Origin of the sequence: Azospirillum tabaci, assembly GCF_014596085.1 — a bacterium.
GTDB lineage: Bacteria > Pseudomonadota > Alphaproteobacteria > Azospirillales > Azospirillaceae > Azospirillum > Azospirillum tabaci.
The window spans coordinates 23,775-49,820 of the sequence record NZ_JACCJY010000001.1 but is presented as its reverse complement, the minus strand read 5'-3'; the positions used below and the strand labels follow the sequence as shown (position 1 = coordinate 49,820).

At 69.4% G+C, this 26,046-nt stretch carries 22 protein-coding genes; 9 read left to right on the top strand and 13 right to left on the bottom strand.

The genetic code is table 11. From position 1 onward, the window contains the following. The first annotated feature begins 23 nt into the window (after window positions 1-23). Window positions 24-3,395, top strand: coding sequence for a PAS-domain containing protein (locus tag H0B54_RS00230; RefSeq protein WP_188258794.1), 3,372 nt, complete (start codon window positions 24-26; stop codon window positions 3,393-3,395). 7 nt (window positions 3,396-3,402) lie between these two features. Here H0B54_RS00230 and H0B54_RS00225 read toward each other — a convergent pair whose 3' ends face one another. Further along, on the bottom strand, window positions 3,403-3,612 hold the full coding sequence (locus H0B54_RS00225) for a cold-shock protein (RefSeq protein WP_094301501.1): 210 nt from the start codon (window positions 3,610-3,612) through the stop codon (window positions 3,403-3,405). A gap of 369 nt (window positions 3,613-3,981) precedes the next feature. Continuing rightward, window positions 3,982-5,439: a sigma-54-dependent transcriptional regulator gene (locus tag H0B54_RS00220; RefSeq protein WP_188258793.1), complete on the bottom strand. Its 1,458-nt coding sequence runs from the start codon at window positions 5,437-5,439 to the stop codon at window positions 3,982-3,984. A gap of 297 nt (window positions 5,440-5,736) precedes the next feature. On the opposite strand from H0B54_RS00220, the gene coaBC reads away from it, so the two are divergent. From coaBC to H0B54_RS00180, 8 genes are all read left to right on the top strand, one after another. After that, window positions 5,737-6,999 (top strand): bifunctional phosphopantothenoylcysteine decarboxylase/phosphopantothenate--cysteine ligase CoaBC, encoded by a 1,263-nt coding sequence (gene coaBC, locus H0B54_RS00215; protein ID WP_094301685.1) that lies wholly within the window; start codon window positions 5,737-5,739, stop codon window positions 6,997-6,999. Beyond that, window positions 6,996-7,490, top strand: coding sequence for a dUTP diphosphatase (gene dut / locus H0B54_RS00210; protein WP_188258792.1), 495 nt, complete (start codon window positions 6,996-6,998; stop codon window positions 7,488-7,490). The genes coaBC and dut overlap by 4 nt, the downstream gene beginning before the upstream one ends. Continuing rightward, entirely contained in the window at window positions 7,490-7,945 is a 456-nt protein-coding gene (locus H0B54_RS00205; protein ID WP_014238770.1) for an RrF2 family transcriptional regulator, read from the top strand. Before dut ends, H0B54_RS00205 begins: the two co-directional genes overlap by 1 nt. Window positions 7,946-8,020: 75 nt before the next feature. Next, window positions 8,021-8,980 (top strand): cysteine synthase A, encoded by a 960-nt coding sequence (cysK, locus tag H0B54_RS00200; protein ID WP_035669937.1) that lies wholly within the window; start codon window positions 8,021-8,023, stop codon window positions 8,978-8,980. 307 nt (window positions 8,981-9,287) lie between these two features. After that, window positions 9,288-10,097 (top strand): hypothetical protein, encoded by an 810-nt coding sequence (locus H0B54_RS00195; protein WP_188258791.1) that lies wholly within the window; start codon window positions 9,288-9,290, stop codon window positions 10,095-10,097. A 74-nt stretch (window positions 10,098-10,171) separates the two neighbouring features. Continuing rightward, window positions 10,172-10,960, top strand: a complete 789-nt coding sequence (locus H0B54_RS00190; RefSeq protein WP_188258790.1) for a HesA/MoeB/ThiF family protein — start codon at window positions 10,172-10,174, stop codon at window positions 10,958-10,960. Window positions 10,961-10,985: 25 nt separating this feature from the next. Next, on the top strand, window positions 10,986-11,423 hold the full coding sequence (locus tag H0B54_RS00185; protein WP_188258789.1) for a DsrE family protein: 438 nt from the start codon (window positions 10,986-10,988) through the stop codon (window positions 11,421-11,423). A gap of 5 nt (window positions 11,424-11,428) precedes the next feature. Beyond that, window positions 11,429-11,701, top strand: coding sequence for a hypothetical protein (locus H0B54_RS00180; protein WP_188258788.1), 273 nt, complete (start codon window positions 11,429-11,431; stop codon window positions 11,699-11,701). Between the two features lie 163 nt (window positions 11,702-11,864). Here the strand turns inward: H0B54_RS00180 and phoB are convergent, their stop codons facing one another. From phoB to H0B54_RS00130, 11 genes are all read right to left on the bottom strand, one after another. Continuing rightward, window positions 11,865-12,569 (bottom strand): phosphate regulon transcriptional regulator PhoB, encoded by a 705-nt coding sequence (gene phoB, locus H0B54_RS00175; RefSeq protein ID WP_014238776.1) that lies wholly within the window; start codon window positions 12,567-12,569, stop codon window positions 11,865-11,867. A gap of 31 nt (window positions 12,570-12,600) precedes the next feature. Continuing rightward, window positions 12,601-13,401 carry a phosphate signaling complex protein PhoU gene (gene phoU / locus H0B54_RS00170; protein WP_188258787.1) on the bottom strand — a complete coding sequence of 267 codons (801 nt, stop codon included), beginning with the start codon at window positions 13,399-13,401 and terminating at the stop codon, window positions 12,601-12,603. A gap of 45 nt (window positions 13,402-13,446) precedes the next feature. Then, window positions 13,447-14,232 carry a phosphate ABC transporter ATP-binding protein PstB gene (gene pstB / locus H0B54_RS00165; protein ID WP_172428312.1) on the bottom strand — a complete coding sequence of 262 codons (786 nt, stop codon included), beginning with the start codon at window positions 14,230-14,232 and terminating at the stop codon, window positions 13,447-13,449. Window positions 14,233-14,269: 37 nt separating this feature from the next. Continuing rightward, window positions 14,270-15,568 carry a phosphate ABC transporter permease PstA gene (gene pstA / locus H0B54_RS00160; protein WP_211109095.1) on the bottom strand — a complete coding sequence of 433 codons (1,299 nt, stop codon included), beginning with the start codon at window positions 15,566-15,568 and terminating at the stop codon, window positions 14,270-14,272. Continuing rightward, window positions 15,561-16,943 carry a phosphate ABC transporter permease subunit PstC gene (pstC, locus tag H0B54_RS00155; protein ID WP_188258785.1) on the bottom strand — a complete coding sequence of 461 codons (1,383 nt, stop codon included), beginning with the start codon at window positions 16,941-16,943 and terminating at the stop codon, window positions 15,561-15,563. Before pstC ends, pstA begins: the two co-directional genes overlap by 8 nt. Before the next feature lie 92 nt (window positions 16,944-17,035). Next, a complete protein-coding gene (locus H0B54_RS00150; protein ID WP_188258784.1) occupies window positions 17,036-18,079 on the bottom strand; it encodes a substrate-binding domain-containing protein in 1,044 nt (347 codons plus the stop codon). 191 nt (window positions 18,080-18,270) lie between these two features. After that, complete coding sequence (locus tag H0B54_RS00145) at window positions 18,271-19,776, bottom strand: ATP-binding protein (protein ID WP_188258783.1); 1,506 nt, start codon at window positions 19,774-19,776, stop codon at window positions 18,271-18,273. Between the two features lie 339 nt (window positions 19,777-20,115). Beyond that, window positions 20,116-22,386, bottom strand: coding sequence for an NADP-dependent malic enzyme (locus H0B54_RS00140; protein ID WP_094301488.1), 2,271 nt, complete (start codon window positions 22,384-22,386; stop codon window positions 20,116-20,118). A 218-nt stretch (window positions 22,387-22,604) separates the two neighbouring features. Next, window positions 22,605-23,267: a Crp/Fnr family transcriptional regulator gene (locus H0B54_RS00135; protein ID WP_247873943.1), complete on the bottom strand. Its 663-nt coding sequence runs from the start codon at window positions 23,265-23,267 to the stop codon at window positions 22,605-22,607. Between the two features lie 196 nt (window positions 23,268-23,463). Continuing rightward, window positions 23,464-23,604 (bottom strand): cbb3-type cytochrome oxidase assembly protein CcoS, encoded by a 141-nt coding sequence (gene ccoS, locus H0B54_RS29595; RefSeq protein WP_246472245.1) that lies wholly within the window; start codon window positions 23,602-23,604, stop codon window positions 23,464-23,466. Further along, window positions 23,558-26,041, bottom strand: coding sequence for a heavy metal translocating P-type ATPase (locus H0B54_RS00130; protein ID WP_188258782.1), 2,484 nt, complete (start codon window positions 26,039-26,041; stop codon window positions 23,558-23,560). Before H0B54_RS00130 ends, ccoS begins: the two co-directional genes overlap by 47 nt. Window positions 26,042-26,046: the final 5 nt, after the last annotated feature.

Genomic DNA, 26,046 nt, shown 5'->3' with positions numbered 1-26,046 from the left:
CCTCGTCCCATGCGGAGCGCCGAATGCCGTTCCCCCACCACTGGCTGCGCCGTTGGAGCTGGCTCACCCTGGTCGCGTTTCTGCTCCTGATGGCGAGCGCGCTGCACACGCTGCAGCATCTTCTGGAGCATGGGACGGACGAGCTGATCTGGCCCTTTTTCGGGATCGGGCTGGCCGGCGTGGTGACGGCCCTGGCGGTGCTGCGCGAACGGGAGGCCACCCGGCGCGCCCAGGCGGAGGCCCGCGCCGCCGACACCCGCGCGGCGGACGCCCACCGCCGCCTGTCCGAGGCCATCGAGGTCGTCAACGAGGGCTTCGCGCTGTTCGACGCCGACGACCGGCTGGTCCAGTGCAACGCCCGCTTCCGCGAGATCTACGCCCCGCTGGGGCCGCTGGAGCCCGGCATCACCTTCGAGTCGCTGATCCGCCGCGGCGCCGCCGCCGGCCATTACCCCGACTGCGGCCCCGGCGACGTCGAGCGCTGGGTCGAGCGGCAGATGGAGCGGCACCGCAACCCGCAGGGGCCGCGGGTGAAGCGGATCGGCGACGGGCGCTGGTTCAAGATCGAGGAGCGGCGGACCAGCGACGGCGGCTATGTCGGGCTGCGCACCGACATCAGCGAGCTGAAGCGGCGCGAGCAGGAACTGGCCCACAAGTCCGACCTGCTGGAGGCCACCTTCAGCGCCATGTCGCAGGGCCTCGTGGTGTGGAGCGCGGACGGCCATTTCCTGACCTGCAACCGGCGCCTGCGGGAGATGCTGGACCTGCCGGACGAGGCGGCCTATCCCGGCCTGAGCATGCCCGGATTCCTGCGCTTCCTGGCCGAGCGCGGCGAGTTCGGCCCCGGAGATCCGGCGGAGATCGTCGCCCGCCACCTGACCAACCTCCGACCCGAAGGCGTCAGCCGGATCGAGCGCACACGCCCCGACGGCCGGGTGCTGGAGATCACCGCCAGCTTTCTGCCCGACCGCTCGGTCCTGATGACCTACACGGACATCACCGAGCACCGCCGGGTGGAACAGGCCCTGCGCGAGAGCGAGGACCGCTTCCGCAAACTGTCGGACGCCGCCATGGACGGCATCCTGGTGCATGAGCAGGGGGTGATCGCCGACGCCAACCGGGCCGCCGCCGCCATCCTCGGCTACACGCCGGACGAGCTGACGGGGCAGTCCATCACCGCGCTGATGGCGCCGGAGGACCGCGACCTCTCCTGGCAGCGCATCCGCGCCCGCGACGAGACCCCCTTCGAAACCGTCTGCCTGCGCCGCAACGGCGAAAGGCTGACGGTGCAGGGTGAGACCCGCTACGTGCCCTACCGCGGGCGGACGATGGCGATGGTGTCCTTCCGCGACATCACCGACCACCGCCGCACGGAGGCGCAGCTCCGCCTCGCCAAGGAGCAGGCGGAGCTGGCGAGCCGCGCCAAGTCGGAGTTCCTGCGCACCATCAGCCACGAGATCCGCACCCCGATGAACGGCGTTCTGGGCATGCTGGGGCTGCTGCTGGACGGTCCGCTGGGGGAGGAGCAGCGCACCTACGCCCGCACCGCCCGCGAGTCGGCGGAGGCGCTCCTGTCCATGCTGAACGACATCCTGGACATCTCCAAGATGGAGGCCGGAAAGCTGACCTTGGAATCGGGCCACTTCTCCCCCGCCGAGGTGGTGGAGAGCGTGGCCGAGCTGCAGGCCGCCCGCGCCTTCGCCAAAGGGATCGAGCTGGCCATCTGCATCCCCGGCGGCCTGCCGACGACGCTGCGCGGCGACTCGGGCCGGGTGCGGCAGGTCCTGCTGAACCTCGTCGGCAACGCCGTGAAGTTCACCGACCATGGCGGCGTCGCCGTTGCCCTGTCGGAACTGGGCGGTGACGGCCACGCGCCACCGCGCCTGCGCTTCGAGGTGGCCGACACCGGCATCGGCATTCCGCAGAACGCGCACGCCGACCTCTTCACCGAATTTTCCCAGGTGCACCCCCGCCTGTCGCGCCGCCACGACGGCGCCGGGCTGGGTCTGGCGATCTCCAAGCGGCTGGTGGAGATGATGGGGGGAAGCATCGGCTTCGACAGCGCCCCCGGCCAGGGCAGCCGCTTCTGGTTCACCCTGCCGCTGGAGCCCGGAACGCTGCGGGCCGCCGGCACCGAGCCGCCGCTGGCCGGGCAAACGGTCCTGCTTCTGGAATCCAATCCCGTCGCCCGGCGGGCTCTGGCCGAACAGCTCCGCTCCTGGGGGGCCACGGTCAGCGCGCCGGACGTGGTGGCGATGGTCGCCGGGCTGGATGCCGGCACCCTGCCCGTCGCCGACACCGCGGTGATCGGCAGCGTGGAGGCTCCAGTCACCGGCTCGCTGCCCGACCGGCTGCGTGCGCAGGGAGTGGGGCGGATCGTCCGTCTCGCCCTGCCGCACCGGGCCGTGGGGGGGGATGGCAACGGCGCCGACGCCACGGTGACGAAGCCGGCCCGGCCGTCGCGCCTGCTCGCCGCCGTGACCGGGCGGAGCGCGACGGAGGCACCGCCCGCCGCGGAGCCGCGTCCGCAAAGCGCGGCCATGCCATCCGCCGACGGAACGGGCCCGCGGATTCTCCTGGTCGAGGACAGCCCGACCAACCAGATGGTCGCCGCCCTGCTGCTGCGCGGCGCCGGCCATCAAGTCGACATCGCCAACAACGGGCGGGAAGCGCTGGAGGCGGTGGAGGCTGCGGCGGCCGGCCCGTCGCCCTACGGGCTGATCCTGATGGACCTCGCCATGCCGGAGATGGACGGGCTGACCGCCACCCGTCGGCTGCGCGGCCTGCCGCCGCCGGCCGGCACCGTCCCGATCATCGCCATGACCGCCGACGCCATGGACAGCGACCGCGAACGTTGTCTGGCCGCCGGGATGAACGGGCACGTCGCCAAGCCCATCGACCGTCTGCATCTGCTGGAGACGGTGGCCCGCTGGCTGGACGCTCCCCCGGCCGAGAACGCCACGCCCGCCGCATCCTCGGACGGCTCCGCCCCGACCCTGGCGGGCGTCGTGGATATGGGCGTGCCGGAGAAGGGCGTTTTGGACATGGAGGTCCTGCAGCAGCTCGCCCAGGATCTCGACGCTGAGCTTCTGGCCGACGTCATCCGCCAGTTCGTGGAGGAGACGCTGGAGCGGGCTGAGAGGATCGCCCGCGGCGGGGCGGAAGCGGCGGGGGGAGGCCCGGCCGATCTCGCCGGGCTGGCGAAGGAGGCCCACACGCTGAAGAGCACCGCGGGGACCTTCGGCGCCCGCAACCTGTCGGCGGCCGCCCGGGCGCTGGAGCTGGCCTGCCGGAGCAACGCGGTAAGCGAGGTGACGTCGCTGTGCCGCGACATCCCCCGCCTCACCCGGGAAGCCGTGGAGGCCTACCGGCTCCGCGGCTATGTCACCTCATGACGTCGCTTCACTCCATGACGCTGATGTTGACCGCGGCATCCTTGCCGTTGTTGCCGCGCGCGACCTCGAACTGGACGCGCTGGCCCTCGGACAGGGCGTGAAGGCCCGACTTCTGCACGGCCGTGATGTGCACGAACACGTCCTTGGCGCCAGCCTCCGGCGCGATGAAGCCATAACCCTTGGTGGTGTTGAACCATTTGACGGTGCCGGTGGTCATAAGGCGAACTCCTGCTCCTCGGTCGGGGGCCCGCCGCCGGTCCGCGCCGCGGGGCGCAAGGGGCCGGCGAAGGACGATGAAGGGTGCGGCGGTCATGTGCGGCGATCCGCCGTGGCGCCACGCGGAAGCGCAAGCAAAGCAACGCGAGGGGAGGCTAGCCGGATGGCACCGGAACCGGCAAGGCGGCTTCACGGCATATGCCCAATGTGGCCGAGCTGGTCATTTGGAAATAAGCCGATGGCGGCAGGTCCCGGCACGGCAAGACTTTCGATGGTCTTGCGTGAATTGAACGCACACGAAGCCTATGCTTCGGCAGGACCAGAGGTGTGGGACGGAGCGGGCGAATGGGACTCCCGGAAGGACCGGGACTCAGAGCTTCCCTTCGGCCTGCCAGGCGAGGCGTTTGCGGTAGATGGTCGAGGCGCTGATCTCCAGCAGAGCCGCGGCGCGGGGGATGTTGCCGTCGCAGGCGGCGATGGCCTCCTCGATGGCGTCGCGCTCCACCTCCCACAGCGGCTTCACCGTCTTCGGGGACGGCGCCTGGGCCGCGGAGCCTTGGGCGTTGGCATGGCCGCCACCGTGCCCACTGCCATGCGCACTGCCATGCCCGTTTCCGCCGTTGACCGCAGGCGGAGCGGCGGTCCCCGCCGGGGCGCCGAGCGGGGCCGGCAGCATGGCCGGCGTCACGGTGTCGCCGTCGTGCAGGACCACGATGTTGCGCACCACGTTCTGCACCTGCCGCACGTTGCCCGGCCAGTGATAGGTGCGCAACGCCTGCTCCGCCGCCGGGGAGAAGCGGACGAAGCCCTTGCCCTCCTCCCGCGCGTAATCGGTCAGGAACTGGCGGCAGATCTCCAGCACGTCGTCCTCGCGCTCGCGGAGCGGCGGCAGGTGGATGGGGATGACGTGCAGCCGGTAATAGAGATCCTCGCGGAATCGCCCCTCCTCGACCTCGCGCAGGGGGTCGCGGTTGGTCGCGCAGATGATGCGCAGGTCGACCTTCTCCAGCCGGCTGCCGCCGACCGGGGTGAAGGTGCCGGTCTGGATGAAGCGCAGCAGCTTGGTCTGAAGGTCGGGCGCCAGCTCGCAGATCTCGTCGAGAAACAGGGTGCCGCCGTTGGCCCGCGCCGCGGCACCCTCGCGGTCGGCCACCGCCCCTGTGAAGGAGCCCTTCATGTGGCCGAAGATCTCGCTCTCCATCAGGTCCTTGGGGATGGCCCCGCAGTTGATGGCGATGAAGGGCCGGTCGGCCCGCGGGCTCTGCCGGTGGATGGCCTCGGCGCAGACCTCCTTGCCGGTGCCCGACTCGCCGGTGATGAAGACCGTCGCGCGGGAGGAGGCGGCGCTGTCGATGATCCGGTAGACCGCCTGCATCGCCAGTGAGGAGCCGAGGAAGCCGTGATAGCGGCTGCGCCCCAGATCCTTCTCGAAGCTGTCGACGAGCTGGGCGAGGCGCAGCCGCTCCATGGCGTTGCGCACGGTGACGGTCAGCCGCTCCGCCGAGAAGGGCTTCACCAGGAAATCGTAGGCGCCGTAGCGCATCGCCTCCACCGCCACCCCGACCGACCCATGGGCGGTGATGATGATGACCGCGCAGGGCAGCGCCTGGGCGCTGATCCGCTTCAGCACGTCCATCCCGTGCATGTCGGGAAGCTGGAGGTCCAGCAGCACGATCCGCGGCACGCCGTCGGCAAGCTGCTCCAGCGCCGCGGCCCCCGTCTCCACCGTGGTGACGGAGGTGCAGTCCTTCTTCAGGAACTCCGCATAGACACGGGCCAGCGACGGCGTGTCTTCGACGAGCAGAACGGGCGTGGAGCGCGCGGGCATGGACCGTTTGAATTCAAATGGAAAATACGGAAAAGAGCATTCGGACTGCCCTGGTTATCAGCAAATCCTTAAAAATGCACTCTACGCGATGACGAGCCGTGGACGAAAGACCTGGAATGCGCTTGCGCAACGAAATATCAAGCCCGCGGTTTCACACCCCTGTCATGGATGTGCATTTCACACCGGAATCGCTGTGGGGATGAGCGAAGGACGCTTGTACCCGGCGCCGTGATGGAATATCTGAATTCTACAAAATCCATCGCCCACACGATCCATAGCAAGGAGCGGCGGACCCCCGTGGCCGAAACATCCGTGCTGTCCGGCAAGCGCATCCTGCTCGTCATCGCGGGCGGCATCGCGGCCTACAAGAGCCTGGAGCTGATCCGCCGCCTGAAGGAGCGGGGCGTGCGCGTGCGCGCGGTCCTGACCCGGGCGGGGGCGCAGTTCGTCACGCCTCTGTCCGTGCAGGCGCTGACCGAGGACACCGTCTACCAGGATTTGTGGTCTCTGACCGACGAATCGGAGATGGGGCACATCCAGCTGTCGCGCGACGCCGACCTGCTGGTCGTCGCCCCGGCCACCGCCAACCTGCTGGCCCGCATGGCCGCCGGCATGGCCGACGATCTGGCCGCCACCGTGCTGCTGGCCACCGACAAGCCGGTGCTCGTCGCCCCGGCGATGAACGTCCGCATGTGGGAGCATCCGGCGACCCGGGACAACCTCGCGCTTCTGGAAAAGCGCGGCGTCCGCCGGGTCGGCCCGAACAAGGGCGAGATGGCCTGCGGCGAGTACGGGTTCGGGCGCATGGCCGAGCCGATGGAGATCGTCCAGGCCATCGCCGCCCATTTCGAGGAGCTGGGCGCGCCCAAGCCGCTGGCCGGCAAGCGCGCCCTGGTCACCAGCGGCCCGACGGTCGAGCCCATCGACCCGGTGCGCTACATCGCCAACCGGTCCTCCGGCAAGCAGGGCCACGCCATCGCCGAGGCGCTGCGGCGGCTGGGCGCCGACGTGACGCTGGTCACCGGCCCAACCCGCCTGCCCGACCCGCCCGGCTGCACCGTGCGCCCCATCGAGACGGCGCGGGAGATGCTGGCGGCCTGCGAGTCGGCCCTGCCCGCGGACATCGCGGTCTGCGCCGCCGCCGTCGCCGACTGGCGCGTGGCCGGCGAGTCGGACCGCAAGCTGAAGAAGGACGGCGGCGGCCCGCCGAGCCTGACCCTGACCGAGAACCCCGACATCCTGGCGACCCTGTCGCAGCCGGGGCCGCGGCGCCCGGCGCTCGTCGTCGGCTTCGCCGCGGAGACCGGCAACGTGGTGGACTACGCGACCGCCAAGCGCGCGCGCAAGGGCTGCGACTGGATCGTCGCCAACGACGTGTCGCCGGGCACCACCACCTTCGGCGGGGCCGACAACACCGTCCATCTGATCCGTGCCGACGGCGCGGAGGACTGGCCCACCATGGGCAAGGACGCCGTGGCCGCCCGTCTGGCCGAGGCCATCGCCCGGCATTTCAATCCACCCTCCACCCCCGCCCCCGTTCCCCAGGAGACCATTCCGTGAGCGCACCGGCACCCGCCATTCCCGTTCCCATCGTCCGGCTTGCCCACGCCGCAGGGCTGGACCTGCCGGCCTACGCAACGGAGCATGCGGCGGGCATGGACCTGCTGGCCGCGCTGGCCGAACCGGTCGTGCTGGAGCCGGGCCGCCGTGCGCTGATCCCCACGGGCGTCGCCTTCGCCCTGCCCGACGGGTACGAGGCGCAGGTGCGCCCGCGCTCCGGCCTGGCGCTGAAGCACGGGGTCACGGTGCTGAACAGCCCGGGCACCATCGACGCCGATTACCGCGGCGAGGTCGGGGTGATCCTGATCAACCACGGCGACCAGCCCTTCACGGTGGAGCGCGGGCAGCGCATCGCCCAGCTCGTGATCGCCCGCTACGAGCGCGCCGCCTGGGCCGAGTCGGCCGCGCTGCCCGACAGCGCCCGCGGCACCGGGGGCTTCGGCTCCACCGGCCAGTTCGTCTCGACCTCCCCTGCGCAGGAGTCGCACTGATGCTCCGCATCTCCAAGAAGCTGATGTTCGCGATCGAGGCGGTGCTGGACATCGCCTACAACGCCGGCACCGAACCCGTGCAATCCGGCGAGATCACCCGCCGCCAGGGCATTCCCAAGCGCTATCTGGAGCAGGTTCTCCAGCAGCTCGTCCGCGACGGCGTCCTGGCCGGCGTGCGCGGGCCGCGCGGCGGCTACCGGCTGGCCCGCGAGCGCCGGCGGATCACGCTGGGCGAGATCGTGAAGGTCGTCCGCTCCATGGAAACCGCGACCGACCCCATCGAGGAGCCGGCCGGCTCCATCCTGGGGCACAAGGTGGTGCGCCCGCTGTGGAACGAACTTCAGGAGGAATGCATGAAGAAGCTCGACGACATCACCATCGAGGATCTCTGCCTGCGCGCCCGCACCGCCGGCGTCGAGAGCGAGACCGAAGACCGCATCGATTTTACGATTTAATCCCACCCGGAAAACGGTTAAATTCTACACATGATGTAGAAAGTGGGAAAATACCACACACCGGAGGAGTGAAAAATGCCGGGTTCCGAGTTTCGCGGTAAGATCTACGACAGCATTCTCGACACCGTCGGCGCCACGCCGCTGGTGCGGGTCAACCGGCTGGCCGAAGACGCCGGGGCCAAGGCCCAGATCGTCGGCAAGCTGGAGTTCTTCAACCCGCTGGCCAGCGTGAAGGACCGCATCGGCTTCGCGATGATCGACGCGGCGGAGCGCGCCGGCACCATCGAGCCCGGCCGCACCACCCTGGTCGAGCCGACGTCGGGCAACACCGGCATCGCGCTGGCCTTCGTCGCCGCCGCCAAGGGCTACCGGCTGATCCTGACCATGCCGGAAAGCATGTCGGTCGAGCGCCGCAAGATGCTGAAGCTGCTGGGCGCCGAGCTGGTGCTGACCCCGGCGGCGGAGGGCATGAAGGGCGCCATCCGCCGGGCCGACGAGATCGTCGCCACCGATCCGAACGCCTACATGCTCCAGCAGTTCAAGAACGCCGCCAACCCGGAGATCCACCGCAACACCACGGCGGAGGAGATCTGGAAGGACACCGACGGCAAGGCCGACTTCCTGATTTCCGGCGTCGGCACCGGCGGCACGCTGACCGGCGTGTCGGAGGTCCTGAAGGCCCGCAAGCCGGGCTTCCGCACCATCGCGGTGGAGCCGGAGGACAGCCCCGTCCTGTCCGGCGGCATGCCCGGCCCGCACAAGATCCAGGGCATCGGCGCCGGCTTCGTGCCGGACGTCCTGAAGAAGGACCTGATCGACGAGGTCGTCCGCATCTCCAACCAGCGCGCCTTCGAGACGGCCCGCAAGGTGGCGAAGCTGGAAGGCATCCCGGTGGGCATCTCCTCGGGCGCTGCGCTGGCCGCGGCGCTGGAGATCGGCTCCCGTCCGGAGAACGAGGGCAAGCTGATCGTCGTCATCCTGCCGTCCTTCGCCGAGCGCTACCTCTCCACCGCCCTGTTCGAAGGGCTGGAGTAAACCGGTCCCCCCTCCCGCGCCCGTTCACCGGCGCGGGAGGGGGCGTCCCGGGTGCTGTCCCGCGCAACCGGGCGGCGAATATTGCACCGTCGCGCATCCTGCTGTAGAGTGGGACGTGTCCGGTCTTTGTGCCCGGCCCGCGCATCGGGCGGCGCTTTGACAAAAAGATTGGATTTTAGTAATCTAACCTGTCGGCGCCGGGAGTTTCGGCCGGCGCGGCTCCGCCGTTTCAGGCGATGGCACGGCTTGCGGCACGGCCGCCCGACGATGCGGAGCTGACGGCATAGGACCAGCGGGGGAGGCCACCATGGGCGTCGCAATTCCGAATGCCTCGACGATGAACTGGTTCCAGTTCCGCGGCATCACCAACGAGTTGGACTCCAACCTCGCATCCACCGACTACCGCCAGTTCACGGTGTCGAAGACCGGCGAATTCAATTTCAAAATCGCCGACATCAACACCAACATCAAGATCGTCGACCAGAACAATAAGGTCGTCGCCGAGGCCAAGGCGAAGAACGAGGCGGCGGAGACCAGCGCCAAGCTCGGCCCCGGCACCTACACCGCGGTCATCTCCCAGGCCGTCCGCGGGGTGAACGACCGCGAATACACGCTGGACATCACCGAACGCCAGAACATCATGATGGTGGGGACCGGTGCCCAGATGAAGGGCATCGCCCGCGCCGTCGTCGGCAACGACAGCGGCGTCCAGAAGCACACGCTGACCGTCGCCCAGGGCGGCGAGTTCGTCGGCAACATGTCCCTGCCCTACACGCGCTGGGCCCTCATGAGCAAGGAGGGCAAGGTCGTGGCCTCCGGCGACACGATGGACCCGACGAAGGCGGGCGAGGACATGCTGAAGAAGCCCAGCTTCAAGGTCGAGCCCGGCCAGTACGAGCTGGTGATCGTCCCGCCGAAGAATGTGGTCGGCGAAATCCCCTATCAGCTGAACTTCATCCAGAAGGTCGCCAAGACGCCCGAATCGACCGAGGAACGCCCGTTCGACAAGATCATGCGCGAGCGCGAGGCCCGGCTGAAGCAGTGGGCGGCGGAGGATGCGAGCAAGTCGTCCAGCACGTCGAAGACCACCCCCTACAAGATGAGCCTGCTCGCCTGACGCCACCACCCGCGGCAGGCTCCCGAGCGAGGGGGCTTGCGCGGTATGGGGCGTTCCGCGCTATTCTGCGGATCATGGATTTCACCGACACCCAGCTTCACCGCTATTCCCGCCACATCATCCTGCCGGAGGTCGGCGGCGTCGGGCAGGAGGCGCTGCTGCGCGCCCGCGTCCTGGTCGTCGGCGCCGGCGGGCTGGGCGCGCCGCTGCTGCTCTACCTCGCCGCGGCGGGGGTGGGCACCATCGGCGTCATCGACGACGACACGGTGGACCTGTCCAACCTGCAACGGCAGATCATCCACGATGAATCCACGTTGGGCCTGCCGAAGGTGGAGAGCGCCGCCGCCCGCATCCGCGCGCTGAACCCCGACGTGGCGGTGGAGGTGCACAAGGCGCGGCTGACCAGGGACAACGCGCTGGACCTGATCGGGCGCTACGACATCGTGGCCGACGGGTCGGACAATTTCGCCACGCGCTTCCTGCTCAACGACGCCTGCTACTTCGCGAGGAAGACGCTGGTGTCGGCGGCGATCCTGCGCTTCGACGGGCAGGTCTCCACCTTCAAGGCGCATCTCGGCGATCCACACCCCTGCTACCGCTGCCTGTTCCCGGAACCGCCGCCGCGCGGTCTGGTGCCGTCCTGCTCCGAGGGCGGCGTGCTGGGGGCGCTGGCCGGCTTCGTCGGTTCGCTCCAGACGACCGAGGTGCTGAAGGAGATCATGGGCATCGGCGAGGGGCTGTCGGGCAGGCTGATGATGCTCGACACGCTGCACGCCTCGTTCCAGCGCATCACGGTGCGCCGCGACCCGGACTGCCCGCTGTGCGGCGCCCACCCGACCATCCACGACCTGTCCGCCCACTGACCGGCGCTTGGGAGAGCCCTGACCCATGGAAGGTCCCGAGACCCTGTCCATCGTCCTGTTCGCGGGTGGCTTCGACCGGGTTCACTACGCCCTGGTGATGGCCAGCGCCGCGGCGGCGACCAACCGCAAGGTCACGCTGTTCTTCACCGGCCGCGCCCTGAACACGCTGCTGGCCGAGGACGCGGACGGCGCGCCGGGCTGGCACCGGCTGGACCCCGCCGACGACGGCAGCCGCCCGGCGGAGCGCGACGCCGCCTTCACCGCCAACGGGCTGGCCGGCTTCGAGGAGTTGCTGGAAGCCTGCGTGATGCTCAAGGTCACGGTGATGGCCTGCGAGATGGGGTTGCGCGCGCTCGGCCTGCCTGTTGGCGCCCCTCTGCGCCCCGACGTGCCGGTGAAGACCGGCGGCGTCGTCACCTTCCTGAACGACGCGCCGAAGACCGGCGCGATCCTCTTCGTGTGAGCGCGATGACCGACGACCACAGCCCAATGGACCACAGTCTGGTGATCGAGTACGCGAACCGCTTCGAGGCGATCGCCGCGGAGGGTTTCGAGGGCCGGCCCTACCGGGACGCGCTGGCCCATCTGGCGCAGCATGTGACGGCGCATCCCGATCTCGCCCCGCGGGTGGCGCACGCCCTGCGCGTGATGATCGGCTTCATCGAGGACAGCGACCTGGCAAAGCGCTTCGGCCCGAAGGTGGCGATCCTGCGGGAGGCGGTGGGGTTGCTGGAAGGGTAAAAGCGGGTTTCCGGATTCTCGGCGGACAACAGAATTTACACGGATCTCACGGATTTCTTTGGGCTTGCTCGGCGCTGGCTGACCGATCGGGTACGAGCTGCGCACGGATAAAAAAATCCGTGAAATCCGTGCAGACCCTGTTGTCCCCCAAAATTCCCGCCGCTCAGATGGACTTGCTGTCCAGCGCGTAGCCGGCCGAGCGGACGGTGCGGATCAGGTCCATCTCCGTCTCCTCGTTCATCGCCTTGCGCAAGCGGCGGATGTGAACGTCGACGGTGCGCGGCTCGACATAGACGTCGTGCCCCCACACCACGTCGAGAAGCTGTTCGCGCGAGAAGACACGGCCGGGGTGCTGCATGAAATGGCGCAGCAGGCGGAACTCGGTCGGCCCCAGATGCACGTCGCGCCCGTTGCGGCGCACCCGGTGGGCGGCCAGATCCATGGTCACGTCGGCGAACTGCAGCGTCTCGTCGGTCATGCCGGGAGCCGAGCGGCGCAGGACGGCGCGCATGCGGGCGACCAGCTCGGTCGGGGAGAAGGGCTTGGTGATGTAGTCGTCCGCGCCGGAATTCAGGCCGCGCACGCGGTCCGCCTCCTCGCCGCGGGCGGTCAGCATGATGATCGGGATGTCGCGCATCTTGCTGTTGCGGCGCATCTGCCGGCAAACCTCCAGGCCCGACATCAGCGGCAGCATCCAGTCGAGCAGGACGATGTTCGGCGTCTGCTCCCCGGCCAGAAGAAGGGCTTCCTCGCCGTCGGTGGCGGCGTTCACGCGGAAGCCTTCCTTCTCCAGATTGTACTTCAGCAGCGTCACGATGTCGGCTTCGTCCTCGACGATGAGAACGAGCGGCTTCAGCGCCGAATTCATGCTTGTCCCGCTCCCACTGCGCGTATCGCCGTCACGCGGCATGTCCCGCTCCATCGTTATCCGGGCCGCCGTCCCGCGGCAATCCCCGTTCCACAGCCTCCGTGGCCGCATCCATGACCGAACCGTCCGGCTCGACCACGGCGAAGCTGCTGCCGTCGTTCTTCGGACGCGCCGCGCGCAGCGTCGTCCCGACCACCAGATAATGGATGGTCTCGGCGATGTTGGTGGCGTGGTCGCCGATCCGTTCCAGGTTCTTCGCCATGAACAGCAGGTGCGTGCAGGGCGTGATGTTGCGCGGGTCCTCCATCATGTAGGTGAGGACTTCGCGGAACAGGCTGGTGTAGAGGTCGTCCAGCTCCTCGTCGCGTTCCCAGGCGGCGATGGCGCGCTGGACGTCGCGCTCGATGTAGGCGTCCAGCACGTCCTTCATGATCGACTCGACCAGCCGCCCCATGCGCGGGATGGCCACCGCCGGGCGGACCACCGGCACCTGGGCCAGTGCCAGCGAGCGCTTGGCGATGTTGGAGGCGTAGTCGCCGATCCGCTCCAGGTCCGACGCGATCTTCAGCGCCGACACGATCTCGCGCAGGTCCTGGGCCAGCGGCTGGCGCAGGGCGAGCAGCCGCACGGCCTCGGCGTCGATGTCGCGCTCGTAGGCGTCGATGCGCTGGTCGGCCTGCATGACCTGGGCGGCCAGCGCGACGTCGCGGCGGGCCACCGCCTTCACGGCGGCGTCCACCTGCGCCTCTGCGACGCCGCCCATCTGGGTGATCAGGTTGGACAGGCGCTCAAGTTCGTGCGCGAAGGAGCGCACGATGTGTTCGGTGCTCATGCTTCACGTCCTTCGCTGATGGAGGATTCGCGGCGAGGCGGGAGATCAGCCGTAGCGGCCGGTGATGTAGCCCTGGGTGCGCTCGTCCCGCGGGTTGGTGAAGATCTCTTCGGTGTCGTCGCACTCCACCATGTCGCCCAGATGGAAGAAGGCGGTCTTCTGGGAGACGCGGGCCGCCTGCTGCATGTTGTGGGTGACGATGACGATCGTGTAGTTCTCGCGCAGCTCGTCGATCAGCTCCTCGATGTGGGCCGTCGCGATGGGGTCGAGCGCCGAGCAGGGCTCGTCCATCAGGATCACCTCGGGGCTGACGGCGATGGCGCGGGCGATGCACAGGCGCTGCTGCTGGCCGCCGGACAGGCCGGTGCCCGGCTCGCGCAGGCGGTCCTTCACCTCGTTCCACAGGCCGGCGCGCTTCAGCGAGGTCTGGACGATCTCGTCCATCTCGTCGCGGTGGCTGGCGATGCCGTGGATGCGCGGGCCGTAGGCGATGTTGTCGTAGATCGACTTCGGGAACGGGTTCGGCTTCTGGAAGACCATGCCGACGCGGGCGCGGAGCTGCACGGCGTCGATCGACTTGCCGTAGACGTCCTCGCCGTCGAGCGCGATCAGCCCCTCGACGCGGCAGTTCTCGATGGTGTCGTTCATGCGGTTCAGGCAGCGCAGGAACGTCGACTTGCCGCAGCCGGACGGGCCGATCAGCGCCATCACGCGGTTTTCCTGGATCTCCAGGTTGATGCCCTTGAGCGCCTGCTTGGCCCCGTAGAACACCTTGACGTCGCGGGCGACCATCTTGGTGCCGTGGATGCCGGCGGCGGGACGCGAAGCCATGGCCGTGGCCGGGATGTGGGTCTGGACGCTCATGGGTTTACCAACGCCTCTCGAATTTCTTGCGCAGGAAGACGGCCAGGCCGTTCATCAGGATGAGGAAGGCGAGCAGGATCAGGATCGCCGCGGAGGTGCGCTCCGTGAAGGCCCGCTCGGGGCTGTCCGCCCACATGTAGATCTGCACCGGGATGGCCGTGGCGCTGTCGGTCAGGCCGCCCGGGATGTCCACGATGAAGGCCACCATGCCGATCATCAGCAGCGGCGCCGTCTCGCCCAGCGCGCGGGCCATGCCGATGATGGTGCCGGTCAGGATGCCCGGCAGGGCCAGCGGCAGGACGTGGTGCGTCACCGTCTGCAGCGGCGAGGCGCCGACGCCCAGCGCCGCCTCGCGGATCGACGGCGGCACCGCCTTCAGCGCGACGCGCGAGGCGATGATGATGACCGGCAGGGTCATCAGCGCCATCACCAGACCGCCGACCAGCGGGGCGGAGCGCGGCAGCCCGAAGAAGCCGAGGAACACCGCCAGACCGAGCAGACCGAAGATGATCGAGGGCACCGCGGCGAGGTTGTTGATGTTGACCTCGATCAGGTCGGTCCAGCGGTTCTTCGGCGCGAACTCCTCCAGATAGACCGCGGCGGCGATGCCGATGGGCACCGACAGCAGCATGGTCACCACCAGCGTCAGGGCGGAGCCGACGACGGCCCCGAGAATGCCCGCCTGTTCCGGCTCGCGGCTGTCGCCGGCGGTGAACAGGGTGGTGTTGAAGGTGCTGCGGATCGACCCCTTGGCGACCAGCGCGTCGATGGCGGCGATCTTGACGTCGCTCAGCCGGCGCTCGGCTTCCGGCACGTCGCGCCGGATGAAGCCCTTCATGAACTGGTCGATCTCGTCATCGGCGCGGACCCAGACCGTCTGCGTGGTGCCGACGATGGAGGGGTTGGCGTTGACCATCGCCTCCAGCTCGTACGGCGCGCCGGAGGACAGCAGGTCGTTCAGCAAGCGGCGGGTGGCGCGGTCGGTGGCCGCCGGGACCTGGGCGTAAAGCGCCTGCCGGACGAGGGCGGTGTAGTTCCGTTCCTCGACCTGCTGCTTGTCCAGAGTCACCTCCAGCCGGATCTGCGCCTGCCAGAAGGCGGTGTAGCCCTTACTGACGATGGAGCCGAGCAGAACCACCAGCATCAGAGACGCGATCCCGACGGCGAGCATCCCGGCGATCCGGAACCGGCGCTCCGCGGCGTAGCGGCGGCGCAGGCGGGCGGAGAATTCCTCGCTCTGGTAGCGCGACTTGGTGACGGCGACCGACATGGCCCGCGTATCCTGTTCCACGAGGTCAGTCATATTTCTCTCGATACTTCTGGACCACCCGGAGGGCGACCATGTTGAGGGTGAGGGTCACGACGAACAGGACGAGGCCCAGCCCGAAGGCCGACAGCGTCTTGGGGCTGTCGAACTCCTGGTCGCCGACCAGCAGCGTGGCGATCTGCGTCGTCACCGTGGTCACGGCGTCCAGCGGGTTGGCGGTCAGGTTGGCGGTGAGGCCGGCGGCCATGGTGACGATCATCGTCTCGCCGATGGCGCGGCTGACCGCCAGCATGATGGCGGCGACGATGCCCGGCAGGGCGGCGGGCAGCACGACCAGCCGGATCGTCTCCGACTTGGTGGCGCCCAGCCCGTAGGAGCCGTCGCGCAAGCTCTGCGGCACCGCGTTGATGACGTCGTCCGACAGCGAGCTGACGAAGGGGATGATCATCACGCCCATCACGAAGCCGGCGGCCAGCGCCGATTCGGAGCTGACGCTCAGCCCCAGGCTGTTGCCCAGGTCGCGGACGAAGGGCGCCATGGTCAGGGCGGCGAAGAAGCCGTAGACCACGGTCGGGATGCCGGCCAGCACCTCCAGGATCGGCTTCAGCCAGGTGCGCAGGCCCGGGCTGGCGTATTCCGACATGAAGATGGCCGCCATCAGCCCGACCGGAACCGCCACCGCCATGGCGATGCCGGTGATCAGCAGCGTGCCGGCGAACAGCGGGATCGCGCCGAAGGAGCCGCTGGAGCCCACCTGGTCGGCGCGCATGGCCATCTGCGGGCTCCAGTGCGTCCCGAACAGGAAGTCCAGCGGGTTGACCACCGCGAAGAAGCGGATCGCCTCGAACAGAAGCGACAGCACGATACCGATCGTGGTCAGGATGGCGACCAGCGAGCAGATGACCAGCGCGATGTTGACCGTGCGCTCCACCCGGTTGCGGGCGCGCAGGTCGGGGTCGATCCGGCCGCGGGCGTAGAGCAGGCCGCCGATGGCGATGCAGCAGCCGATGACCAGAAGGCTCCAGTCGCCGAGCGCGTGCAGCCGCAGATAGCGCTCCGCCGCGGCGACGACCTCCGGATCGGGCTCGCGGCCCGTAGCGACGCCGTGGGCGAGGTTCAGGATGTCGGCGCGCAGCAGGCCGAGCGCCTGGGCGTCGCCGTTGACCAGCCGATCCGGCAGGCCGGACAGGACCATCTGCATGACCAGCCAGCCTTCGGACGCCCCCCAGAAGGCGAAGAGCAGCAGGGCCGGAAGCCCCGCCCAGAGGGCGACGTAGAAGCCGTGGTAGGACGGCACCGAATGAAGCTCGACGATGCGGCCGCCGACGGAGGCGACGGCACGCGACCGGCCCATCTGGTAACCGATCACTGTGAGCAGGGCCAGAATGATGAGCAGTACCGTGAGCTGCATGCGAAACCGCCGGAAATGGGCTGAAAACGGGCTCCTGGCACAAACGGGAAACCGGCGGCCCTCCGGGGAGAGCCGCCGGTCCCGTCAGCCGGTCAGAGCTGGAGCGGGGTCAGGTTGGTCGCCGAGGTGCGGGCGGCGTCGCGCTCCGCCTTCGGCAGGGAGATCAGACCCTTGTCGGACAGGTAGCCGTCCTCGCCCATCGCGCGCTCCGAGGTGAACTCGGCGACCAGCTCGCGGATGCCGGGGATGACGCCGGCGTGGGCGTTCTTGATGTAGATGTACAGCGGGCGCGACAGCTCGTACTTGCCGGCCTGGACCGCTTCCGGCGACAGTTCGACGCCGTCCATCTTGGCGGTCTGGAGCTTGTCGCGGTTCTGGTCGTAGAAGCTGTAGCCGAACACGCCGAAGGCGTCGGGGTTGGCGGTCAGCTTCTGGACGATCAGGTTGTCGTTCTCGCCGGCCTCGACGTAGCCGCCGTCCTCGCGGATGGTCATGCAGGCCTTTTCACGGGCCTTCTCGTCGGCGACGATGGTCTTCACCTCGGCGACCTTCTTGCAGCCTTCGAGCATCACCAGCTCGTTGAAGCTGTCGCGGGTGCCGGACGTCGGGGGCGGGCCGAGAACCTCGATCTCCTTGTTCGGGAGCTTCGGGTCGATGTCCGACCACTTCTTGTAGGGGTTGGCGACCATCTTGCCGTCCACCGGCACGTCCTTGGCCAGGGCCTTCCACAGGACCTGGGTGGTCAGGTCGGTGTGCGGGGCCTGCTTGGAATAGGCCAGCGCGATGCCGTCGTAGCCGATCTTCAGCTCGGTGATCTGGGCGACGCCGTTGGCGGCGCACTGCTCGACCTCGGACTTCTTGATGCGGCGCGAGGCGTTCGCCACGTCCGGGTGCTGCGGGCCGACGCCCGCGCAGAACAGCTTCAGGCCACCACCGGTGCCGGTCGACTCGACGACCGGGGTCTTGAACTTGCCGCCCTTGCCGAAGGCCTCGGCAACCGCCGTGGTGAACGGGAACACGGTCGAGGAGCCGACGGCGCGGATCTGGTCGCGCGACTGGGCGTTCGCAGCACCCGCGAAGGCGGCGGTCATGGCGACGACCGCGGCGGCGGTGACGGCGAGCTTCTTGGAATTCACGGTATCCCTCCGATGGTCCGGTTGCCCCTTTTCCGGGGAACGCGATGGTCCAACCCCGTGCCGCTTCCCCCAGGGGCGGGCGGCTTGCGGGGCGGACACTAGTCGGGGTCCGCGACGCGTTGATTACGGTTTTATGACAGTTTCGTGACGACGCCCACTTTCGGTCACGCCTGACGGGGTAGCCGCAACCTTTAGGCTTGGCGCCGCACGGGCTCCGCGGCGCGGCCCTCTCCCGACTCCTCCGACGCCGCCGGCAGATAGACCGTGAAGGTGCTGCCCACCCCGACCGCGCTTTCGATGGTCAGGCGGCCGCGGTGGCGGTTCACGATGTGCTTGACGATGGCCAGCCCCAGCCCGGTGCCGCCCATGGCCCGCGACCGCGCGGCGTCGACCCGGTAGAAGCGCTCGGTCAGGCGCGGCAGGTGGGTGCGGGCGATGCCCTCCCCCTGGTCGCGCACGGCGACGGCGACCATCGGCATCCCCCGGCCGGCGCGTCCCGCGGGGCCGGACACCCCGACCGCCATGCCGTCGGCGAGCGACACGGCGACGGTCACGTCGGTGTTTTCGCGCGTGTATTTGATCGCGTTGCTGACGAGGTTCTGGAAGACCTGGGTGAGTTGGTCCTCGTCGCCGATCACCGCGGGCAGGCCGTCCGGCGCCTCCAGCGTCAGGCGGATGCGGCGGCTGGCCGCCTTCAGCTCCAGCGCCGCCATAACCCCGTCCAGCCGGTCCAGCACATCGACCTTGCCGGCGGGCGGCATGTGCTCGTCCAGCTCGATCCGCGACAGCGACAGCAGGTCGTTGACGAGGCGGGCCATCCGGCTGGCCTGGTCCTGCATGATCGACAGGAAGCGCTCGTGCGCCTCCAGATCCTCGCGGGCGGGGCCGCGCAGCGTCTCGATGAAGCCGAGCAGGGAGGACAGCGGCGTGCGCAGCTCGTGGCTGGCGTTGGCGATGAAGTCGGCGCGCATCTGCTCCGACCGGCGCAGCGCGGTGATGTCGTGCAGCGTCAGGATGACCATCCGCCCCGGCACGCTTCCGGCGGGCACCTCGTTCTCGCCGGGGGCCGGGCGGGGGACGCGCCGCTGGAAGGGCTTGACCCGAACCTCGAACATGCGCTCCACCGGCACCGGCAGGCTGAATTCCAGGATGCGCGATGCGCCGCCCTTCAGCACCGCGTCCACCGCTTCCAGCACCGCCGGGTTGCGCAGCGAGGCGGCGAGGTCGCGGTCGAGGATGCGGTCGCCGAACAGGGCGCGCGCCGCCTGGTTGGCCCGCGCCACCTGCCGCTCCGCCCCGACCAGGACCAGCGGGTCGTGCAGCGCCTCGATGATGGATTCGTTGGCTTCGAGCTGGGCCAGCGCCAGTTCGGTGCGGGCGTTCATCACCCGGTGCAGCCGCACCGCCGCTGCCGCCGCCGCCCGCACCGGCCCGGAGGCGGTGACGGGCAAGGGCGGGACCGGCTCCGTCGGGCCGGCGGCGAGCTGTGCGGCGTGGGCGGCCACTGTCCGCAGGTCGCGGAAATAGAGCTGAAGCATCAGCGCCACCCCGCCGATCCCGGCCAGTCCGCCCAGCACCGCCACCGCCGGACCGATGGCCCCCTGCCGCCACAGCCACCACAGGGCCGGCAGCAGCGGGGCCAGCACCAGCGCGGCGGCGAGGATCAACCGGAGGGGCGGCATCGGCTTGGGGGTCATGATCGGCGCTTTCGTGCGTCGGACGGACGGCAGGAAGATGGTTGGGGGGACGGAACTCCGCTTTTACACCATCCCGCATAGCCGGTGAGCGGGCGTCACAAAAGATTAACGCGCGGGCCGAAATGCCCAGGCAAGCGCGATCGATCTTCATAACCCTCTCCCTGCGGGGAGAGGGTGGCCCAAAGGGCCGGTGAGGGGGTTGCGCGTGGCGGTAGGTCCGGCACAAGCGCAACCCCCTCACCCTAACCCTCTCCCCAGAGGGGAGAGGGGACTTCAAGTACGGCTAACCCTGGGGATGTGCCCAGCCCAGGCACCGTCCGAAGAGCGCCACTTAGCCGCTTACCAGGGCAGCGAGTCGTGGGCCGCCAGCGCTGCCGCGGTGACCAGATCGTTGACCGAGGCGCCCATGGTGACGATCTGCGCCGGCTTGTCCAAGCCGATCAGCAGCGGGCCGATCATCTGGCCGCCGGCCATCTTGTGCAGCATCTTTGCCGTGATGTTGGCCGAATGCAGGCCGGGCATGATCAGCACGTTGGCCGGACCGGACAGCCGGCAGAAGGGGTAGACCCGCTTCATCAGCTGGTAGTCGAGCGCCACGTCCGCCGACATCTCCCCGTCATACTCGAAATCGACGCGGCGGCTGTCGAGGATGTCGATGGCCTCGCGCAACGGGTCGGTGTTCGGGTGGGGATGCTGGCCGAAGTCGGAGAAGGACAGCAGCGCCACCCGCGGCTCGTGCCCCATCTGCCGCGCCTTGGCCGCGGCGCCGACGGCGATGTCGGCCAGCGTCTGGCCGTTCGGGCGGACATGCACCGTGGTGTCGGCGATCAGCACCGTGCGGTTGCGCGTCAGGAAGACGTGCAGGCCGAAGACCGGCTCGTTCGCCTTGGCGTCGATGACCCGGCGGATCTCCTCGAAGGCCACGCCGAAGGTGCGGGTCAGACCGGTGACCATGGCGTGGGCGTCGCCCTGCGCCACCATCAGCGCGGCGAAGACGTTGCGGTCCTGGTTCACCATGCGCTGGCAGTCGCGCAGCAGGGCCCCCCGGCGCTGCAACCGGCGGTACAGATAGTCGCTGTAGCGGCGGTTGGCGTCGGAGACGCGGGCGTTGTGGATCTCCAGCGAGACGGCGGACTGGCCCATCGCCGCCAGTTGCTCCTTGATGACCGCCTCGCGCCCGATCAGCACCGGCGTGCCGAAACCGGCGGCGCGGAAGGCGAGCGCGGCGCGGATCGTCCGCTCCTCCTCGCCCTCGGCGAAGACGACGCGGCGCGGGTTGGCCTTCACCTTCTCCAGGATGAGCTGGAGGCTGTCCGCCGTCGGGTCGAGACGGGTGCGCAGCGCGTTCCGGTAGCCCGCCAGATCGACGATGGGCTTGCGCGCCACGCCGGTCTCCATGGCGGCCTGGGCCACCGCGGCGGGGACCGTCACGATCAGCCGCGGGTCGAAGGGCACCGGAATGATGTATTCCGGCCCGTAGCGCAGGCGGCGGCCCGCATAGGCGGCGTCCACCTCGTCCGGCACGTCCTCGCGCGCCAGGGCGGCCAGCGCCTTGGCGGCGGCGACCTTCATCGCCTCGTTGATGGTGGTCGCCCGCACGTCGAGCGCGCCGCGGAACAGGTAGGGGAAGCCCAGGACGTTGTTGACCTGGTTCGGGTAGTCGGAGCGGCCCGTCGCCACGATGGCGTCGGAACGGACGGCCTTCACCTCCTCCGGCGTGATTTCCGGGTCGGGGTTGGCCAGCGCGAAGATGATCGGCTTCGCCGCCATCGACTTGACCATCTCCGGCGTCATCGCGCCCTTGGCCGACAGGCCGACGAAGACGTCGGACCCGGCGACCGCCTCCTGGAGCGTGCGCTTGTCCGTCTCCACCGCGAAGGACGACTTCCACTGGTTCATGCCGTCGGTGCGGCCGCGGTAGACGACGCCCTTGGTGTCGCACAGGATGATGTTCTCGCGCGGCACGCCCATAGTCGTGAACAGCTCGGCGCAGGCGATGCCCGCCGCCCCGGCGCCGTTGACCACCATCGTCACGTCCTTGAGGGTCCGCCCGGTGATGTCGCAGGCGTTGATCAGGCCGGCGGCGGCGATGATGGCGGTGCCGTGCTGGTCGTCGTGGAAGACGGGGATGTCCAGCAGCTCGCGCAGACGCTCCTCGATGATGAAGCAGTCCGGCGCCTTGATGTCCTCCAGATTGATGCCGCCGAAGCTCGGCCCCAGGAAGCGGACGCAGTTGACGAACTCGTCGACGTTCTTGGTGCCGACCTCCAGGTCGATGCCGTCCACGTCGGCGAAGCGCTTGAAGAGGACCGCCTTGCCCTCCATCACCGGCTTGGAGGCGAGCGCGCCGAGGTCGCCCAGGCCCAGCACCGCCGTGCCGTTGGAGATGACGGCGACGATGTTGCCCTTGGCCGTGTAGTCGTAGGCCGTGCTGGGGTCTTCCGCGATGCGCAGGCAGGGAACGGCCACGCCCGGCGAATAGGCCAGCGACAGGTCGCGCTGGGTCGTCAGCGGCTTGGTGGGCGCGATCTCCAGCTTGCCCGGACGCCCGGAGGAGTGCAGCAGAAGGGCTTCTTCGTCGGTGACGCGCTTTGTATCGGGTTCGGTCATCGGGGTTCGGTTCCTGAGCGTAGGCTGTTGCAGCCGTTCTTCTTTGGGCCGGCCGCCGTTGTTGTTTTCGGTTCCGGCCGGTCGGGCGGCGGATGTTAGCCCGCGCGGGCGCGTCCCGCCAGAGCGGGATCGCACGAAAGATGCGAATTTTTCCTGGAATACGACATATCAGATCACGAACGATGATCGAAGCGATCGTTTCGTGTCCGGAAGGAGGCTCAGCAGCCCTCGGCCATGTCGTAGATGGCGTCCATGTCGCTGATCAGGACCTTGTTGCCTTCCTGCAGCGAGATCACGCCGGCGGTCTTCAACTGCGTGAAGGTGCGGCTGACCGTCTCGGTGGTCAGGCCCAGGTAATCGGCGATGTCGGCCCGGCTCATCGGCACATAGACGGGGTTTTCCTTGTGCCCGCGCCGGGCGGCCCGCTGGGACAGCATCAGCAGGAAGGAGCAGATCTTCTCCTTCGCCGTCTTGCGGCCGAGCAGAAGCATCTGGTCCTGCGCCGCCGCCAGCTCGTTCGAGGCCATGGAGAAGAGACGGCGCTGCATCTTCGGGAACTCGTCCATCAGCGCGTCGATCTTCTTGCGCGGGAAGCGGCAGAGCGTCGCCGCCGTGACCGTCTCCGCGGTGTAGGCGTAGCTGTCGTTGACCGCCAGCCCCAGGAAGTCGCCGGTGACGAGGAAGCCGGTGATCTGGCGGCGCCCGTCCGGCAGCAGCTTGTAGAGCTTCACGGTGCCGGCGGTGACGTTGTAGAGCGCGTCCGCCGCGTCGCCCTCGCTGAACAGGGTCTGTCCGGCTTCGACGCGGGACGTCTGGAGGATGTCGGCGAGACGGCGCAGTTCCTCGGGGTCCAGGGCGGCACAGACGGTCAGACTGCGCACGGGACAGGCCCCACAGGGATTCATCTCACTCGCCGCGCCCTTTTCGCGGGCGCGTCCCATGTCAAAGGGCGGCATGGCATGACCCAACCCTTAGCCGTACAACGTCCCCATAATCGTCATATTCGGTCTGTTTCGCAACGGTGCTCGCAGCGTCCATGGCCGAATTGCCACAGCCACGCCTTAAGAGCGGCTCGTCTCACGAGCGTTTCGTCGGGGGGCTCGACGGCTCGGTGTTCGGGCGCGGCGGCTCGTCGTCGAACAGGATGCGGTGGGCCGCCCCGTCGAGATCGTCAAACTGCCCGGACTTGAGAGCCCACAGGAACGCCCCCAGGCCCATCAGCCCCAGGCTCAGCGCGATCGCGATCAGATAGAGAAGCTCGGTCATCGGTCAGGTCCTTGGTCACCGCGCCGCGGCTGAGCCGCAGGGCGTTGGCGATAACGATCAGCGAGGAGGAGGACATGGCCAGCGCCGCCAGCAGCGGCGTCAGCATGCCCGCCATGGCGATGGGCACCGCGAACAGGTTGTAGACCAGCGCGATGGCGAAATTCTGGCGCACCAGCCGCCCGGAGCGGCGGGACACCTCGAACGCTCCCAGGAGGGGGCGCAGGCGGGGGCCCGGGAACACCCCGTCGGCGGGGGCCTGGCTGACGTCCACCGCGGTGGACGGCGACATCGACACGCTGGCCGCGGCCAGCGCCGGGGCGTCGTTCAGCCCGTCGCCGACCATCAGCACCTTGCGCCCCTCGGCGGCGAGCGCGTCCAGAACGGCGGTCTTGTCGGCGGGCGTCTGCCCGGCGCGCCAGTCCTCGATGCCGAGTTGCGCGGCCACCGCGGCCACCGCGCCACGGCGGTCGCCGGACAGCAGCCGGACGTCCAGGCCCCGCGCCTTCAGCCCGCGCACCACCGCCGCGGCGTCGGCGCGCGGCGCGTCGAGGAAGGTGATGCGCACCGGGGCGGTGCCGGGGCGGGCCAGCCACAGCTCCGGTCCGGCGGCGTCCTCCGCCGTGTCCGGCGCGCCGGTGAAGGCGCGGCTGCCCAGCCGGATTTCTCCCCCAGAGCCATCCAGGGCGGGGCCATCCAGGGCGAGGCCGGCGCCGGGGATCTCCCGAACACCGGCGGCGACGGGAACGGTGGGCAGCGCGCGGGTCAGGGCACGGGCCAGCGGGTGGCGGCTGGCCCCGGCGAGCGCCGCAGCAAGGCGCAGGTCGTCCTCGGCCACCCCGTCGAGCTGGGGGACGGGGCGCCCCTCGGTCAGGGTGCCGGTCTTGTCGAAGACCACCGTGTCGATGACGGCCAAGCGCTCCAGCGCCGTGGCGGTCTTCAGCAGGATGCCCTGCCGCATCAGCCGCCCGCTGGCGATCACCTGCACCACCGGCACGGCCAGCGCCAGCGCGCAGGGGCAGGTGATGATCAGCACGGCGACGGCGTTCATCAGCGAGTCCTGCCAGGGCAGCCCGCCGAGCAGCAGCCAGCCCAGGAAGGTGCCCAGCGCCGCCACATGGACGACCGGGGCGTAATGGCGCGACACGCGGTCGGCGATGGCGACGTATTTGGCGCGGCCCTGCTCCGCCACCTCCATCAGCCGGACGATCTCGGCCAGCAGCGTGCCCTCCCCCACCGCCGTGACGGTCACGCGCAGCGGGGCGGTGAGGTTGAGCATGCCGGCGAACACGCGGTCGCCGGGACGCACGCTGCCCGGCACCGTCTCGCCGGTGATCAGGGCGGTGTCGAGGTCGGACACGCCGTCGGCCACCGTGCCGTCGACCGCGACCCGCTCGCCCACCGCCACCAGGATGGTGGAGCCGGGGCTGACCTGATCCGGCGGGACGATGGCGCTGCGCCCGTCCTCGCTCAGCACGGTCACCGAGGTGGCGTGCAGGCCGAGAAGCTGCTCCGCCGCCGAGCGCGCCCGGCCCCGCGCCCGCTGGTCGAGGTAGCGCCCGATCAGCAGGAAGAACAGCAGCATCATCGCACCATCGAAATAGGCGTGCTCACCGCTGTTGATCGTCTCGAACAGGCTCATGCTGGTGGCGAGCAGGACGCCGATGGTGATCGGGACGTCCATGTTCGTCCGCCCGCGCCGCAGCGCCTGGAAGGCGGAGCGCGCGAAGGGCCGCAGGGCGTAGGCGATGGCCGGCATGCAGATCAGCGCCGACAGCCAGTGCATCAGGTCGCGCGTGGCGGACCCCATGCCCGTCGCGTGCCCGGCCCAGACCGACACCGACAGCAGCATCACGTTGCTGGCGCCGAAGCCGGCGACGGCGAGCGAGCGCAGAAGTTCCTTCTCCGTCTTCGCTTGAGCGTCGCCCAGCCGCTCCGGATCGAAGGGGACGGCGCGGTAGCCGATGCGGGCGATGGTGTCGACCACCGTGTTGGCGTCGGTCTCGGCTTCGCGCCACGTCACCGACAGGCGGCGCGTGGTCATGTTCAGCCGCGCGTGGGTCACCCCCGGCTGGCGGGCCAGGGCCGTCTCGATCAGCCAGACGCAGGCCGCGCATTGCAGCCCGCCGACCATCAGGGCCAGCGGGGCGGCGCCGTCGCCCCCCGGCTGGGGGTGGGGGGCGTAGCCGAGCGGCGGCGCCCCCCCGTCCGGGCGCAAGGGCCGGGCGCCCGGATCGACGCAGCGCCGCTCGTAATAGCGTTCCAGCCCGAGCCCGCGGACGAGGTCGTAGGCCGCCGCGCAGCCGGTGCAGCAGAAGGGGCCGGCACCGTCGGAGGCGGTGGTGCCGGTGCCCTCGGGATGCTCCTGCCCGCAGTGGAGGCAGACGGTCATGTCAC